This window comes from Pseudoalteromonas sp. MMG012, assembly GCF_018100875.1.
GTDB classification, from domain to species: Bacteria; Pseudomonadota; Gammaproteobacteria; order Enterobacterales; family Alteromonadaceae; genus Pseudoalteromonas; species Pseudoalteromonas aurantia.
Genome location: NZ_JAGJEF010000021.1, coordinates 36168 through 51762, shown reverse-complemented (window position 1 = coordinate 51762; position 15595 = coordinate 36168). Strand labels below are relative to the sequence as shown.

13 protein-coding genes and 1 pseudogene are annotated in these 15595 nt (G+C 40.4%); 7 read left to right on the top strand and 7 right to left on the bottom strand.

Translation table 11 applies throughout. From position 1 onward, the window contains the following. Positions 1–2 precede the first annotated feature (2 nt). A pseudogene (locus J8L97_RS09590) lies at positions 3–481 on the bottom strand (DUF6702 family protein). Between the two features lie 569 nt (positions 482–1050). On the opposite strand from J8L97_RS09590, the gene J8L97_RS09585 reads away from it, so the two are divergent. The 4 genes from J8L97_RS09585 to J8L97_RS09570 are packed head-to-tail and all read left to right on the top strand — an operon-like array spanning position 1051 to position 6882. Next, a complete protein-coding gene (locus J8L97_RS09585; protein WP_192509397.1) occupies positions 1051–1290 on the top strand; it encodes a hypothetical protein in 240 nt (79 codons plus the stop codon). A gap of 54 nt (positions 1291–1344) precedes the next feature. Beyond that, positions 1345–2559 (top strand): exonuclease SbcCD subunit D, encoded by a 1215-nt coding sequence (locus tag J8L97_RS09580; protein WP_211049093.1) that lies wholly within the window; start codon positions 1345–1347, stop codon positions 2557–2559. Further along, entirely contained in the window at positions 2559–6212 is a 3654-nt protein-coding gene (locus J8L97_RS09575) for an AAA family ATPase (protein WP_211049091.1), read from the top strand. Before J8L97_RS09580 ends, J8L97_RS09575 begins: the two co-directional genes overlap by 1 nt. Positions 6213–6216: 4 nt before the next feature. Continuing rightward, positions 6217–6882: a class I SAM-dependent methyltransferase gene (locus J8L97_RS09570; protein ID WP_211049089.1), complete on the top strand. Its 666-nt coding sequence runs from the start codon at positions 6217–6219 to the stop codon at positions 6880–6882. Here J8L97_RS09570 and J8L97_RS09565 read toward each other — a convergent pair. The 3 genes from J8L97_RS09565 to J8L97_RS09555 are packed head-to-tail and all read right to left on the bottom strand — an operon-like array spanning position 6839 to position 8255. Further along, positions 6839–7237, bottom strand: a complete 399-nt coding sequence (locus J8L97_RS09565) for a response regulator (protein WP_211049087.1) — start codon at positions 7235–7237, stop codon at positions 6839–6841. The genes J8L97_RS09570 and J8L97_RS09565 overlap by 44 nt on opposite strands. 41 nt (positions 7238–7278) lie before the next feature. After that, positions 7279–7806 (bottom strand): DUF6942 family protein, encoded by a 528-nt coding sequence (locus J8L97_RS09560; RefSeq protein ID WP_211049085.1) that lies wholly within the window; start codon positions 7804–7806, stop codon positions 7279–7281. Then, on the bottom strand, positions 7803–8255 hold the full coding sequence (locus J8L97_RS09555; RefSeq protein ID WP_192509391.1) for a YaiI/YqxD family protein: 453 nt from the start codon (positions 8253–8255) through the stop codon (positions 7803–7805). Before J8L97_RS09555 ends, J8L97_RS09560 begins: the two co-directional genes overlap by 4 nt. 112 nt (positions 8256–8367) lie before the next feature. Between J8L97_RS09555 and J8L97_RS09550 the strand changes: the two genes are divergently transcribed. The 3 genes from J8L97_RS09550 to J8L97_RS09540 all read left to right on the top strand — a co-directional run bounded on the left by J8L97_RS09550 (position 8368) and on the right by J8L97_RS09540 (position 12698). Next, positions 8368–8898, top strand: coding sequence for a lipocalin family protein (locus J8L97_RS09550; RefSeq protein ID WP_211049083.1), 531 nt, complete (start codon positions 8368–8370; stop codon positions 8896–8898). 153 nt (positions 8899–9051) lie between these two features. Beyond that, positions 9052–10974: an alkaline phosphatase PhoX gene (locus J8L97_RS09545; RefSeq protein WP_211049081.1), complete on the top strand. Its 1923-nt coding sequence runs from the start codon at positions 9052–9054 to the stop codon at positions 10972–10974. A gap of 77 nt (positions 10975–11051) precedes the next feature. Beyond that, entirely contained in the window at positions 11052–12698 is a 1647-nt protein-coding gene (locus tag J8L97_RS09540; RefSeq protein ID WP_211049079.1) for a hypothetical protein, read from the top strand. Between the two features lie 538 nt (positions 12699–13236). Here J8L97_RS09540 and J8L97_RS24065 read toward each other — a convergent pair. From J8L97_RS24065 to J8L97_RS09525, 3 genes are read right to left on the bottom strand one after another with little or no spacing between them, the layout of a single operon-like run. Next, complete coding sequence (locus J8L97_RS24065) at positions 13237–13569, bottom strand: DUF3325 family protein (protein WP_211049077.1); 333 nt, start codon at positions 13567–13569, stop codon at positions 13237–13239. Then, complete coding sequence (locus J8L97_RS09530; protein ID WP_211049075.1) at positions 13566–15152, bottom strand: PepSY domain-containing protein; 1587 nt, start codon at positions 15150–15152, stop codon at positions 13566–13568. The genes J8L97_RS24065 and J8L97_RS09530 overlap by 4 nt, the downstream gene beginning before the upstream one ends. After that, positions 15149–15451: a hypothetical protein gene (locus J8L97_RS09525; protein WP_192509385.1), complete on the bottom strand. Its 303-nt coding sequence runs from the start codon at positions 15449–15451 to the stop codon at positions 15149–15151. Before J8L97_RS09525 ends, J8L97_RS09530 begins: the two co-directional genes overlap by 4 nt. Between the last annotated feature and the right edge of the window lie 144 nt (positions 15452–15595).

Here is a 15595-nt window from a genome sequence, read left to right as displayed (position 1 = left end):
AACTAACGGGCTTCATTAAAAATAATTGGTAGCCAGTCATCCCCCTTATCAAAGTGCAAAGAGCGAATGCTGCCTTTTTCTTCAAAATACACCATATTAATTTGCTCTGGCCAAATATCCTGCAAAACACGATTTTGCATACTCACAATAGCATGTTTTCCTGATGATTGAGTTTCTTGATACACGATAAAAACGGCCCATCAATATGTGTCCCCAAATTAACAAGAGACAAGCGCTTGCCTCCCGCTACTTTAAAGTGGACATGCTCACTAACATAATCAGCAAATCTTTTTTGAGCTTCCATATTGGTAAATATATCCGTGTTAGTACCAAATAAAACCTCTGCAGCGTGCTCTACATCGTGGACATAATATCGATGTAACACTTCAACGTGACCATTAACACGGTTTATATGTACAGTCGTTTTGGCTGACTTTAATTGGTGTGCGACCCCAGACGAAGAAACAAACAGCAAAGACATTATTAGCAATTTAGTGTTCATCAAAAACCATCACCTTGAAATACCAAAAATATGGGTTGTTTGGTTAAGTTGCTTTTTCATACTGACTTATTAACCCAACAACACTCAGTTATAAATTGAAAAAGTGGGAACATGCTTGCCCGTCGCGTTTTATCTATACGCTTTATTCAAACAAGAAATAAAAGCTAACTTACCAAATTAGTGGTGGCGCAAACAGCTATTTTTGTTCGTTATATTGATATAATGTAACAAATATAGAAACACCCTATAAAAAGGGTATTCAGCGTTTATTAAGTAGTACAGACTAAAGTACAAGAGAAACTTGAATAAAATTCGACTTTACTGTTGCTAATTCGTGCAATGGCGGGCATGCCACTATGGTATTTCTGGTGGTTATTATGCCTATTTTTTAAATAAATAAAGAAAGCGAAAAAAAAGTGTTGATATTTGGACCAATTTATCTTTAAAATCGCGCTCTTTTTTATTTCAGGTAAAACTCACTTCAAAAAGTTGGCGTTAGTTTTGCTCTGTAATTATACCCGTTTAGTAATAGACATGTGGTGAGCAGTATGGATTTTTACATCCTAAAAAAACAAGAAAAATTAGTTGCCATCCCTGCAGATGAGCAAAACTGCAAGCAGTACTTAGATGATGGCTACTTTTATGTAGATAAAATAGCTGCTTGTAACGAAAAATCTGCACTAAAAAGGCAACAGGCAAAACAAAATAGGCTGTTTAAAACTCCTACTTTGTTGTTATTACTTGTTTTACCTATAATTATTTTTGCTTGGTTACAAATAACTCGATAAACAAATTCGTTTTGCAATGCTATATTAGCGTTTCTATGAGTATAGGGACGTTTAATGAAAGTACTGCACACATCTGATTGGCATCTTGGTCAACAATTTTATGAACATAATCGTACATTAGAGCACGATGCCTTTTTAACATGGCTGAGCAATGCACTCAAGCAGCATGCTATTGATGTGTTACTAATTTCAGGTGATATTTATCACACCGCGACACCTCCAGCACACGCTGAACAGCAACTTTACGCCTTCATTAAACAAGCAAAGCGCCATTGCCCTAATTTACACGTTATCATCATTGCGGGTAATCATGACTCCGCTAATCGTATTGAGACCGCGAAGCCATTACTGCAAGCGTTTGATACCCATGTTGTTGGCCGATTCAACAAACATAGTCCAGAAGATGTTGTTCTAACCCTCCACACTCAGCATGGACCGCTGACAGTGGTTGCAATGCCTTTTCTACGTGCAGGCGACTTAACACTCGACAATCAACACCCCGATGCGTACCAGCAAGGAGTTCACAATGCTTATCAAAGCAGTATTACTTGCGCGATGGATATAAAACAGGGGCCCTTACTTGTAATGGGTCACTTACATGCCAAAGGGGGTGATATTTCCAGTGACTCAGAGCGAAACATCACCATTGGTGGATTTGACGCCATAAGCGCAACTGTATTTACTGAGCACGCTGACTACGTCGCTTTAGGGCATCTTCATAAATCACAACGCGTCGCAAAAAGCGAATTCATTCGCTATAGTGGCACGCCGATGCCAATGTCTTTCTCCGAACGACATTACCAACATCAAGTGCTGATCGCGCAATTTGATAAGCACACTTGTATTGCAGTCGACTCCATACTCATTCCTAGGCACCAGGATGTTTGTTTACTTCCTGAAACAGGAGGCGCCACATTGGACGATTTATGTGATTTAATTGAGCAACTTGAGTGTGATATTGATGCTCCCCCACCATATATTCGACTTAAGTTAAATGCCAATGAAACGAATAGCCAATTCCGTGCAAAAATAGACGACGCACTTGCGAATAAGCACGTTCTCTTTTGCGGTATCGAACGCGTCAAAAGTAGTACGCATAATAAGCATGACTCACAACTTGAAGATTTGGGGCAGGTGGAACAACTCGACCCAGTAAGACTGCTCGATTTGGCGTTTAAAGAACATATGGATAGCGATGAATGTGCGCCGGCATCAGTACAGAAATGTCTCTGCGAAGCCCTTGCTGTTCTGAGTGAGGTCAGTGAATAATGAAACTTATCAGCGTGAAATTACATAACCTAGCATCCATTACAAATGCCGCCATTGACTTCGAGCAAGCCCCATTGCATCAGAGCGGTTTATTTGCAATCACAGGGGATACTGGCGCAGGAAAGAGCACATTACTTGATGCAATATGCTTAGCGCTTTATGGTAAAACAGCTCGCCTTAAAAATGATTTAAAAAATACCGTAGCCTTTAATGGCGACGACATTAAGTTAAACGACCCAAGAAATTTGCTACGTCGAGGGTGTGCTAATGGGAGCGCTGAAGTCACCTTTGAAGGCCAAGACAACATGCGTTATATGGCCCGGTGGAAAATAGCGCGCGCGCACAATAAAGTTGATGGCCGACTCAAAACGGCTGAACATGAGGTATTTACACTCGGCGATGATACCTTACTCGCACAGAAGTCAGCGGCGGTAAAAAAAATCGAGCAGTTAATCGGTCTTAATTTCGATCAATTTACACGCGCTGTATTACTTGCTCAACATGAGTTCGCGGCATTTTTAAAAGCCAGTAGCGATGAGCGAGCTCAACTACTCGAATGCTTAACTGGTACTGATAAGTTTAGTCGCTTGGGGCAAATAATATTCGAACAACACAAACAGAAAAAAACGGCACTAGAACAGCTGCGCCTTAGTTTAGAAGCATACTCTTTGTTAACTGACGAAGAGCTGGAAGACGTCACAAATAAAGCCCACAAGTACCATAATGAACTCGAACTATTTAAACAGCAGCAACAAGGTATCGAGCAGCAAAAAAGTTGGCTACAAGCTGGGGAGTTACTTCATTCTAAGGTAAGTAACCATACGGTTAAGTTAAACGATATTAACGAAAAAATAACCGCACAATCCGCACAATTTGAACTCGCTAACCTAGCTGATGTAGTCCAACAAATCGCAGATAACCGTACCCAATCAGAGCAGTTAAACTTACAAATAACGGCCTTAAATACGGAACTAAAAAAGGTCAACGCCATTGATCATGCAGAAGCCATATCTCAGCAAGAAAAAAAGCTGCTCGAAATAACAAAAAGAACAAAACACGCGAAGTCTGATTTTAACCGATATCAGCCAGATATTATTGCTGTAAGATCACTGGATACCAAGCGTTCAGAGAACCACTCTCAACTGACTAATGCAAAGCTGCTCGCTGAGAAAGCCCACTCTGCATTGGCGCAAACCACACAACAACAACATAACTTACACAAAGATTTAGATGAAAACACCGTCACTCAAACCAGCCTGCACACAATCCTAGAGGCTGACCCTAATGGCGCTCAAGTATTACCACACTGGCAGCACTTAAATGTATTACTCACTCAGTTAACGCAATTAACGCAGCAACAGCACGATACACAAACACAGTACAATGACGCAGTGCAGCAACATGTAAAGCTGAGCGAACAACGCGGCCCTCTATTGACGAAACTCGCTCAACATCAAGCCGACAATGACCAGATCGAAACTCAACTCGAGCAACTAAAAACAACGCTAGGTCAACTCGATTATGAAGCCATGCAAAAGCGTCGTTTTGCACTACAAAACTGCATAGCGTACAAAAACGAACAAAATAGTATCGATGCGGAGTTAATCCAGTTACAAGCCCGTTTAGATAAAACACGCCATCAACAACATACACTTAATCAACAATTACAAGATGCCGAAAAACAAACCGAATTATCGAAGCAACGGCTTATTCTCACACAAGATAATTACAATCAGGTGCAATTACGCGCCAGTGAAAATATCAGTGCCTTACGTGCAGCGTTACAGCCAGGCAAAGAATGTGTTGTATGCGGGGCAACTGAGCATCCATATGGTGTTGAACATATTGACGAGCATTGGCAAAACCTCTTAAATGATTTTAAGCAGCAGAATGAGCATGCAGAACATGCGAATCAATTAGCGCAGCAACGTTACTCTGAGCATCTTGGTGCAATAGAACAAATTAACGCTCAGCTGCAAGTAACGCTACAACAACAGGCCCAACTCAAGCAAAAGTGGCAGCAGGTTAAAGACCAATTAGCCGCACTTGACGACATTGCTGATTGGACGACACAAGACTGTTTATCAGAACTAGATTCGATAGAATCGCAACTAAAACAATACAGTGCACTAACACAACAACAGCAGGCTGCTTGGCAACAATTTCAGCTTTATCAAAGCCAATTACAAGTAACTCAATCAGCCCTACAAGACCTAGATAAATCACTTCACTCTAATGAGCAAACACAGCAGCATAATACACAACAGCTTACGCGGGTAAGTCATGATATAACTGCATTGTACAACCAAGCACATACTTTGTTTACGGACCCAAATTGGTGGAATGTATTCTCAACAAACAACCAACAAGCTCTATCTGAGCTTGATAGCCGTATCACGCTATTGCAAACAACAGACACTCAATTAAATGAGTGTAATACCAAGCTACTGACGCTAAAAAATGAATTAAGTGTTACCATGATTCAAATAAAGGAACAACGCCTACATTTGGAAAGAACGCAAAGTACCGTTGATACCTTAACTGCTTTATCACACCAATTAAATGCTGAACGGGCGCTGTTATTGCCTCTTGATGACAGCCCAGACCAATGGCATCAGCGATTACAAAATACGCTTGAACATGCTGAAAGCGAGCAACAAAAACTGCAAAATACCTTAGTGCAGCTTACTCAAGCACAGCAAGAAAAAACCTTAAAGCTTGATAACTTACAACAACAAATACGCCAAAACAATGAACAACAGCACATTGTTGAGCAACGCTTTAATGACTGGATTTTAGTCCAGCAACATGATTACCCTCAATTAAATAGCACTCTCGTACTTGATATTTTGTCTCAAGACAACACTCAGTTCGTAAAATTAAAAGCATTACTTGAGCAGTTAAAAATACAACAGAATCAAACACAAGCAACCTTAACGCACTTGCAAATCGAGCACCATGAGCACCAACAACTCGCTCTCACTGATTTACCATTGAGTGCGCTAGAAGAACAATATCACGAGCTCAATACACAACGAGAAGTAACTCAAAACCTATGGCTAGAATGTAATACGCAACTGACACAGCATACTCAAAACACCAAACAATTGCAGACGAGAAAAATGCAACTGTTACAACAACAAGCGACGTATGAACATTGGCACTTGCTCGATAAGCTATTAGGCGATGCCACCGGAAAGAAACTTCGTAATATCGCGCAAACACAAACTTTAAGAATACTATTGCAATATGCAAACCTTCATCTAAAGAATTTATCCAAACGCTATAAACTCAGTGTGATTGGTCAATCTCTAGACATTGCAATTATTGATAAAGACATGGCAGATGAACAACGTTCTGTTAATACCCTCTCTGGTGGAGAATCTTTCTTAGTTTCTTTAGCATTGGCATTGGGACTTGCGTCATTATCATCAAATAAAGTAAAAATTGGTTCATTATTTATTGATGAAGGCTTCGGGACTTTAGACCCCGAAACATTGAGTGTTGCGCTAGATGCGCTAGACTCACTTCAAGCACAAGGACGCAAAGTAGGTGTTATCTCTCATGTGAGTGAAATGACCGAACGCGTTGCTACACAAATACATGTTAAAAAACAACCTGGCGGCTATTCAAGTATTACGGTAAAAGGATAAAACCATGCCTCATTTTCAGGGTGATGAAGCTAAGCGATATGATTCAAACATTATTAAGTTGGTACCAGGCTATGAGTTGTTACATCAACTAACAGCGGCACAGCTGGTTACTTTATTGCCTGATGAATCAACGATTCTCGTAATTGGTGCTGGCACAGGTAAAGATATTATTGAGCTTGCTCAGCATAACGACAGCTGGCACTTTGTTGCTCAAGATATTTCTTGTGACATGCTCAATATAGCTAAGCTACAACTTACACATCACGGCCTTGCTTCACGCGTTACATTTCACTATGGCGCACTCTCAGTATTAGATATGCCCGTTGATGCTGCAATTTGCTTACTCGTCATGCACTTTTTACCTGATACAGGAGAAAAGCACGCATTACTTAAATCGATTCACCGAAATCTACAACCTAAAGCACCTCTTTTTCTAGCCGATTTAGTTTCACCTGAAACACAATTTGAGCGAGAGTCTCAGTTATTAATGTGTCGAAGTTTGGGGTTAACTGAAGTAGGGGAGCAACGCATGCGACACAACTTAAATCACGAGTTCTACCCGCTAGAGCGAATGCGCTTGGCTGAACTACTCGATCAAGCGGCATTCTCAAGTGCAAACTGTTACTTCAAAGCACTTGGTTTTTCTGGTTTTGCTTGCCGCGCTTTGTAGCAATATAAGCAAGTTGCTTTTCGAGTGTTTTTAAGCAAAACGGCTTCACCATTATACCGTCAATTTTAGCAGAGATTAGTTTGAGCAATATTCGCTTATTATCTTCACATGTGACGACCAATATGGCTGTATCAGCACAGTTTAGTTCATGCTTAACCTTATCGATTAACGTTGAGCCGTCCATTTTCGGCATATTTAAATCTGTCACTAACAAATCAAATGTCTGTTTCTTTAAGTATGACATAGCCTGAATACCGTCGGTTGCTTCGGTAATATCAGCGTATTCAAGCCGCCTCAGCATGTTTATCAACACGTGACGCATTAAGGGCATATCATCCACAACGAGTATTTTCATTCCCTAACAATGACTCTTTTTCCAACAATATTAATTTGAGATTAGTCTAGGCTTTTCAAAATGCCACATAATTTACTGATTTTGATATTGCTAAGTTGCCTATAATCAAAATAAGGGCAAATCACCAAATTTAACTTTGGATCAATAGCAAACTCTTCGTCTATCCATATCAAAGAGTTGGTAAAAATATGATCTCGCAATATTTTTTTTGCATAACCTCGACCTGCAATAATGTGATACTTGTAGCTTTTATCAGCAAAATTAGGGGGACTGAATAGCAAAACCTCATGACTATGTTGCTGAAGTAAGCATTTATCTCGATATTCTTGCCACGTTTTATGCTTAGTAAAATCGTGATCTTTATGATTGAATTCCGCGATAAATTTAGCGTAAACATTAAATATTTTCCGCCAACCATTACCACAAACCGCATTTATAGCTGTGATTTCTCCACTGGCAAGTGGTTGTATTATATCTAAATAATTATATTCCGACATAGGAGGAGGGCGTTCAATATAAACTGCAAATATGCCGTTTTTCACACCAAAACCATGAGTTAGTATTTTCATGATTTGGCGCGTTGCAGAATACGATCTAGTGCATTGCCAAATGCTTGTTTATCCGTTGCAGATAGCTTTGCTGGGCCGCCACTCATTTCTACGCCGCTACTGCGCATGGTATCCATAAAATCACGCATATTTAAAATCGACTTAATATTATGCTCAGTGTACTCTTCTCCTCTGGGATTTATTGCATGTACATTGAGCTCTACAACCTCTGCAGCCAAAGGGATATCAGAGGTAATGACAATATCACCTGCTTGTACACGTTTCACAATTTCATTGTCTGCGATATCAAAGCCTTGGCTGACCCGTAACAAACTTACAAAGCGCGTCGCAGGGACCCTCATAGCATGATTTGCGACTAAGGTTGTTGGCGTTTGAGTTCGCTCAGCAGCGCGAAAAATAATCTCTTTGATCGGTGTAGGACAGGCGTCAGCATCAACCCAAATTTGCATAATATAATCTCTATCATTGTTGGTAGGTAAAATAGTGATCTTACCCCTTATTGTAATCGTAACCTACTTTAATTTGCATTAATTCAAAACGATAAATCGAGGCTGAGTCACCATGCATCAAATGATAATATTCACCTTAACATGTGTACTAAGCGCCTGTACCGGCATTCCTCAGGGAGTCAAACCCGTTACTAATTTAGATATAGGAAAGTATCAAGGTAAATGGTATGAAATTGCCAGACTTGACCATCGTTTTGAAAAAGGGATGAGTCACGTAACAGCAAATTATAAAGTATTATCGGACGGTACAGTACAAGTCATAAACCAAGGCTACATTGAAGAAAAGTCTAAATGGAAACAAGCTATTGGCACTGCGAAATTTGCCCATAATACCTCTGTAGGCCATTTGAAAGTGTCTTTTTTTGGCCCTTTTTATGGTTCTTATATTATATTTGAACTTGATCATCAACAATACCAATTTGCCTATGTAACCAGTTACAATAAAAAGTATTTGTGGCTACTCTCTCGCACCCCCACGGTTTCGACACAACGTCTTGAACACTTTAAAACAACGGCGCAAGCAAAAGGATTTGATGTTCAATCTCTGATTTATTTGAATCACACTAAATTAGGAAATATGTAAACCCCCTTTACAGTCAGTCAATAACCCCTGACCAATCAATGTATTATAACTGTCTGAAAAAATTAATATAACTGTCAGGTACATGTAACAGGTCCACTCCACACTGCTATTCGGTTTAAAACAATAATGAATGATAGCAATCTGGAGTAACTGATGAATCGCGTAGCATATTCTCTTATCGCAAGTGCCGTCACACTAGCGCTAACGGCTTGTAATGGTGATGACGGAGCACAAGGAGTAACCGGTGAACAAGGAGTTCAAGGTGAAACAGGTACGAATGGTACGAATGGTACGAATGGTACGAATGGTACGAATGGTACGAATGGTACGAATGGTACGAATGGCACGAATGGCACGAATGGTACGAATGGCACGAATGGTACGAATGGTGGAGCTGGTCTAATTCGTATTGCGACCTTACCAGCAGGTGCAGAAGTGACAGGATTACATTTAACCAAGCAAGGGGATTTGTTTTTTAATATCCAGCACCCTAATGATGCAAATACCGAAGTAGACACGCTCAATAACACACCTTTTAATACAGGTACTGTTGGCGTACTTACTGGTGTAAACTTCAATGAATTACCACGTAATATCGTCAGCTCTCCCGTACCTGCCACCTCATCAGCGCTTGAGCAGCAGACGGTTGTATCCGCCATTGGTCAATACCAAATACTGGGTCAAACCGGTGATACTTTCTCCGAACTCAACGAAAAAAGCCTGTCTGGCGGATTAGGTGTCATATATGGCCTTAATACAAAACAAGAAATCATCAAAAACAACATGCCTGATTTTAATGGCTTTATCCCAACTGGTGACAACACAGGTTATTTATTTACTAACTGGGAAGACTACCCTGGTGGTATGAGCCGCTTGAAAATGAGTAAAACGACCAATGGAGCTTGGTCGGTTGAAGAAGCAATGATGGTTGACTTTGACTCGGTTAAAGGTACAGCTGCAAACTGCTTTGGCTCTGTCTCACCATGGGGAACTCCCCTGACGTCTGAAGAATGGATTGTAAATTCCACAGTAGACACCACAACCAATCCGACATGGAATAAGCCCACAGACGTGGGATCTCGGTTAGAAAACTTCAGACAATTTCTTGCACCTGAATTTCCAAACCCTTACCGCTATGGATATATCGCTGAAGTCCAAAACCCAACAACCGACACACCTGACGTTGTTAAACATTTTACAATCGGTCGCTACGAACATGAAAATTCAGTCGTGATGCCTGACCGTAAAACAGTGTATTCATCACAAGATGATACCGGCGGCGTACTATTTAAATTCATTGCAGATCAGCCTGAAGATCTCAGTTCAGGCACATTATATGGTGCAAAGTTAACCCAAGATACTGGGCTTAGTGATCCGGTCGTTACTGGGTTTGACATTGAGTGGGTAGAATTGGCGTCTAATACGAATGCACAGATAGAAACATGGGTAGCGCAATATGATGATATTACCAGCGCTGACTATGTAGAAGGCAAAACCAGCTACATTTCTGTTGCTGATGTACAGGCGTGGGTTGATGGTAAAGCAACCTATCCATCCGTTGCAGAAGGTGGCAGCCCAATTACTGCTGGTAAGCCTATGGACGACCGAGTTGCCTTTTTAGAATCACGACAAGCAGCTAAGTTAAAAGGCGCTACAGCTGAGTGGCGTAAACTCGAAGGGATCAGCATCAACCATGATCGTGTACTGGAAGCCGTTACCGGCCAAGATGTTATTGCTGACGAAATTGTTAAAAGTGCCTATATGTATATTGGCATTGCAGATTTAGATAACACTATGACCGATGGTGAAGGCGACATTCAGCTCTCTCCACGCGTAAAAGATTGTGGTGGTGTTTATCGCGCAGCAATTGATAGCAACTATAACCTAACTCGTATTGAGCCCGTCGTTATGGGGGGTACATATCGCTCAAGTCTCACCGGTGCTGAACGTTGTGATGTCAATCAGCTATCACAGCCTGATAATGTCATAGTGATGCGAGATGGGCGCATTCTCATTGGCGAAGATGGTTTTCAAGAAAACAATACGCTATGGATGTACGACCCAAAATCTAAATAGTGTAATTACTTATTACTCGCAATAGCGGTAACCAAGGTGTTACCGCTTTTTTCGCAGCAAAAATAGAAGTCATAAAAATGAAATGCCACGTACTTATTCTATTACTTATACCAGCAACGCTTTTGCTTGGGTGCTCCGAGCACAGCTTACCAACGACTCAATCACCTGTTATTACTGAAACGTCAGCCCCGTATCAACCTGGCGATAATATCCCTGCGCTGGATTATATGAAACACAATGAAACTTATAATGCAGAGTCAGTGATCCCGCCGCAGTGTTATACTAAAACGGACGGCGTAAACAACCCTTGCTATGCCTGCCACCAAACTGACACAACAGATCAACACAGACCAAACCAAATGGCCGATGGTAATTTACAAGGTGCGTATGAGTTCTCAGACCTTGGCGCAAAAAACCATTGGAAAAATCTATTTATTGATCGCACACACTTAATCAGTGGTATTTCGGATGACGTAATTCTTGATTGGATCAATCAAGATAATTACAGCGAATTCATTAAAACCCAACAAGCAAATACAGATTGGAAAGGGGAGATCACGCCCATTGAAAACCTTGCATATCCAGAGAAAGCATTTAACGCTCTAGGTATTGCTAAAGATGGCAGTGGGTGGGTAGCCTTTAATTACAAGCCATTTCCAAGTACATTTTGGCCCACTAATGGTTCTACGGGTGATGTCATGATCCGGTTACCAAGCGAATATAGACAACAGCAAGGCGTGTACAATCAAGATGTATATGTGGCAAATCTCAGCTTAGTAGAATTGACACTAAAAGGCCTGAAAAATATTTCAACGCCTCCATTAAACGAAAAGCGTATCGGTATCGACCTTAACCAAGATGGCAAATATACAACTATTCAAAACATCAAGGTACGATCGCATTACGTAGGCGATGCACAATCACCACTCGCCTACCAACTCTACCCTGAGGGAACTGAGTTTTTGCATACGGTACGCTATATTGGTGTAAATGATAACGGCACCATATTCAATGCGCCTCGCATGAAAGAAGTGCGTTATATGAAAAAGCACAATTTCAAATCAAAACAAGAGCTTGCTACTTCTTACTATCGTGAGGCTAAAGAGAAAGCATTCGAAAATTTACCACAAACACTGTATTTAGGTGACGCTGGTATCAATAACAGCTTTGGCTGGACAATTAATGGATATATTGAAGATGGACAAGGAAAATTAAGACCACAGCATAAACAAGAATTGGCATTTTGTAATGGCTGTCACAAAACAGTTGGCGCGACATACGACCAAACATTTTCATTTGCTAGAAAAGTCACTGGCGCAGCGGGCTGGGGCTATATCGATTTAAAATCAATGACAGATGTGCCCAATAAAGGAGAATCTCAAGGGGAGTTTTTAACCTACATGCAGCGTGTTGGAGGAGGGGACGAGTTTAGACAAAATCAAGAAATGTTGATGCGTTGGTTCACTAAAGATGGACAGGTTGACATAAAAAAAGTGACCTCAGCAACCAACTTATATGAGTTAATCACGCCTTCGCCTACTCGAGCACTTGCATTAAATAAAGCGTACCTCAGCATCGTAAAAGAACAAAGTTACCTCTTTGGCCGAGATGCAACATTAGGTAAGGCGCGTAACGTATTAGAGTATATTGACGATAGCCAACAACCATTAAAACCCAATCATCGCTATGTGTGGGACATGCAATTAGCATGGGCTAAGCAATAACGAAAACGATTCGTACTCTTCTAAGTTAGTAAAATAGCGCTCTCAGTATAGATCAATATTTTACTAACTTAATCGAGCGCTCAGCACAAAAATGTTTAAATATTCACTCTTTCAGATCACCATTTTACCAACATGTATTTTATAGATCGGTATTTTACCAACTAGGTACAAAGGTAGATCATTATTTTACTAAGTTAATTCTTTTAGATCATGATTTTACTAACTTAATGCCCTGCTAAGTCAAATATTTCCTCGAAATATAAGTCTAAAAGCACTAGATAGTATGCCCAAGCCTCCTTGAGATCACTATTTTACTTACTGATATAATTCAAAACTAGGTAAAGATCAGATTTTTACTAAGATGAGTTCAGAAATGTGCTGAATAGATCACATTTTTACTAACAAAAAGAAGGGAGTTTAAACTGAGATCACTATATTACTAAGCTTAGTTGGTAATATAGTGATCTCTATAAGGCTTGAATCAACTCGTTATGGAAAATAAGCCTTAATAATGCAAAGTAAGCTGTAATATCCGTGATTAAAGCCATAGACCTATGCATGTTGCACTGATTAAAGTCGGCAGTACGTAAATTAGTGATCTCAATTTAGTGGGATGATAACTTAATAACAAAACCAGCAAAATGATTGATATAGCCATATAACCAAAAAACAACACACCGCCATATCCAGCTAGATCCCAGAGACTTATTATAATGCTCGTGATTAAAGCACACCATGCAATCATAAGCATTCGCCGCCCCAGCACTGCATCAACCCTTTTAGCAAATACAGCTTTACAGTGACTATTTTTTATCAATGCAAAACAAGAGAAGCTTGTAAAACACAGTAAAAAAGCAAGTAACTGTGTCATGTGCTTCTCTCCTTCAACTTAAATGTACCAACGTCATTTGCTTTTTCTTGTGTTGCAAGTTTGTTCATTTGTATAAAAAAGCCGAACGCGGTCAAGATACAAAGCAAGTCAAAACCTGCCAATATCCACTGCTGTTCGAGTAGATAGCTGATCAGGTTTCCTTGTGTCGTAAGGGCATTGCAAATAGGTAACAAAAGCCACAAAATGACATTGAGTTGTGCCAACTGTTTCCACTGTTTTGTACCCGCTCGGTATATAGCAAGCACGGCCACACAAAGCCAAGTCACAAAAAATAGATGTACCTCCATATCTGCACGATTAGATAAATCATTAGGTAATAGTCGATTTGCATAGAAAAATGCGGTCGTCGCAATAGGTAACCCCATCAGCGTAGCCAAGTTCAATGCCTCAACCAGCTTTAAGCCAAAACCTGGTTGCTCATTGGATTTCATACGTGCGTGAATTCGTTTCGCCCACATTACAGCACCACTTGCAATCATCACACAACCAGCGATACCACAAATAAAATATAACCATCGCAACCCAGGTAAAGCCAAACGCCCAGTATGTAAAGCAATCATGCCATCATATAATGTTTCACTCGGTGATAAATCAGTATTTGCCGACGTCTTTAATTCTCCAGTGACCGCACTATATACCCACACTGGCATCTCATCTTGTACTTGAGTACCGGTGTTCGCATAAAATTTCACAATCGCAGTTTCATCGAATGGGTGATCTAAAATAACGCGCTTTATATCTACGTTTGGCCAGTTAGTATAAAATTGATCTACAAGCTGTTTCATGGGTAACATTTCGACTTGTTTACCTGTTGCATCAGCATGTTGCCTCGCAGAATTAAGGTCTGCAAAAAAAGCGCGATTTCCCCCTTCATACTGTGTCATTGCTGGATAAGGGAACAGCATGAAAATGAGCGTTACTAAACCGGTATATGTGATCATAATATGAAAAGGTAGCGCCAAGACAGACGATAAGTTATGCGCATCTAGCCACGTCCGAACTCCCTTTGCACTGCGAAATTGAAACATATCTTTAAAAATGCGCTTGTGAATCACCACACCCGAAATTAAGCCAATTAACATAAACAAGCTAGTAAATGACACAATCCACCGGGCAACCGTGCGATCCATATAGTGCAAGTCAAAATGCAATCTATAAAAAAAATGTCCGCCTTTGGTATCTCGATACTCAGCAAGGAGCGACTGTGAATTAGGATCCATGTAGTTATCTTGCCATTTACCTCGAACCCCATCGTCGCCCTTCTCTCGGTATGAAACGGCCATGGTATGATTACGCTCATTAGGTAAACCTACCCACCAAGTTTCGGCCTCAGGCGCTTTCATAGCTAAGTGCTCTAAAGCTGTACTAATCTGCTGCCTTTGAGCTGCAACGCGATTTAATTGCGGCTGCACATCGTGTGCGGCGGGTTGTGCCCATAACGTAATTTCATGACGAAAAAAACTCAGTGTCCCAGCAAAGAAAATCAGAAATAATAGCCAACACACGAGTAAGCCAGTCCAAGTATGCAACCATGTCATTGAACGGAAAAAATTCTCTTTCATAACCAACCTTTGATAACTGCCAGCAAGAAAATCTGACTTGCGCTTAACGCAATTAACCAGCCATATATTTTCACGAGCGAGCGCACACTAAACACCCATATAAATACACACGTATAAACTAAAACACTCAAGCTCACAGCGAGTAACACAGAGTCTGTTTTAGATAGAGGCACTAATACAGCTAAAAGAGACACTGATATTGCTGAAAATATATAGCCACCGAGAATTGCCGCAAGAAACCGTGAGCACACTAAAAATGCAGCACTTTGAAACCAAGCACTAAATTGGGGTATAACCACTATAAAACCCTAGGAAATAACAAATTGAAAAATAAATTATGCTAAATTAGACACAAAAAAGATAGTCATTCTCATTTGTATTTATATGTAAATATGGCATATTCGAAAGTTTATTTAGAAACTGCCTACGCAAATCCCAAACTA

Bases quoted from the DNA above. Each gene is read 5' to 3' on its own strand.
- J8L97_RS09585 (WP_192509397.1), top strand. From the start codon at position 1,051: ATGGATTTTTACATCCTAAAAAAACAAGAAAAATTAGTTGCCATCCCT.
- J8L97_RS09565 (WP_211049087.1), bottom strand. From the start codon at position 7,237: ATGAAAATACTCGTTGTGGATGATATGCCCTTAATGCGTCACGTGTTG.
- J8L97_RS09550 (WP_211049083.1), top strand. From the start codon at position 8,368: ATGCATCAAATGATAATATTCACCTTAACATGTGTACTAAGCGCCTGT.
- J8L97_RS24065 (WP_211049077.1), bottom strand. From the start codon at position 13,569: ATGACACAGTTACTTGCTTTTTTACTGTGTTTTACAAGCTTCTCTTGT.
- J8L97_RS09570 (WP_211049089.1), top strand. From the start codon at position 6,217: ATGCCTCATTTTCAGGGTGATGAAGCTAAGCGATATGATTCAAACATT.
- J8L97_RS09560 (WP_211049085.1), bottom strand. From the start codon at position 7,806: ATGAAAATACTAACTCATGGTTTTGGTGTGAAAAACGGCATATTTGCA.
- J8L97_RS09575 (WP_211049091.1), top strand. From the start codon at position 2,559: ATGAAACTTATCAGCGTGAAATTACATAACCTAGCATCCATTACAAAT.
- J8L97_RS09545 (WP_211049081.1), top strand. From the start codon at position 9,052: ATGAATCGCGTAGCATATTCTCTTATCGCAAGTGCCGTCACACTAGCG.
- J8L97_RS09530 (WP_211049075.1), bottom strand. From the start codon at position 15,152: ATGAAAGAGAATTTTTTCCGTTCAATGACATGGTTGCATACTTGGACT.
- J8L97_RS09580 (WP_211049093.1), top strand. From the start codon at position 1,345: ATGAAAGTACTGCACACATCTGATTGGCATCTTGGTCAACAATTTTAT.
- J8L97_RS09555 (WP_192509391.1), bottom strand. From the start codon at position 8,255: ATGCAAATTTGGGTTGATGCTGACGCCTGTCCTACACCGATCAAAGAG.
- J8L97_RS09540 (WP_211049079.1), top strand. From the start codon at position 11,052: ATGAAATGCCACGTACTTATTCTATTACTTATACCAGCAACGCTTTTG.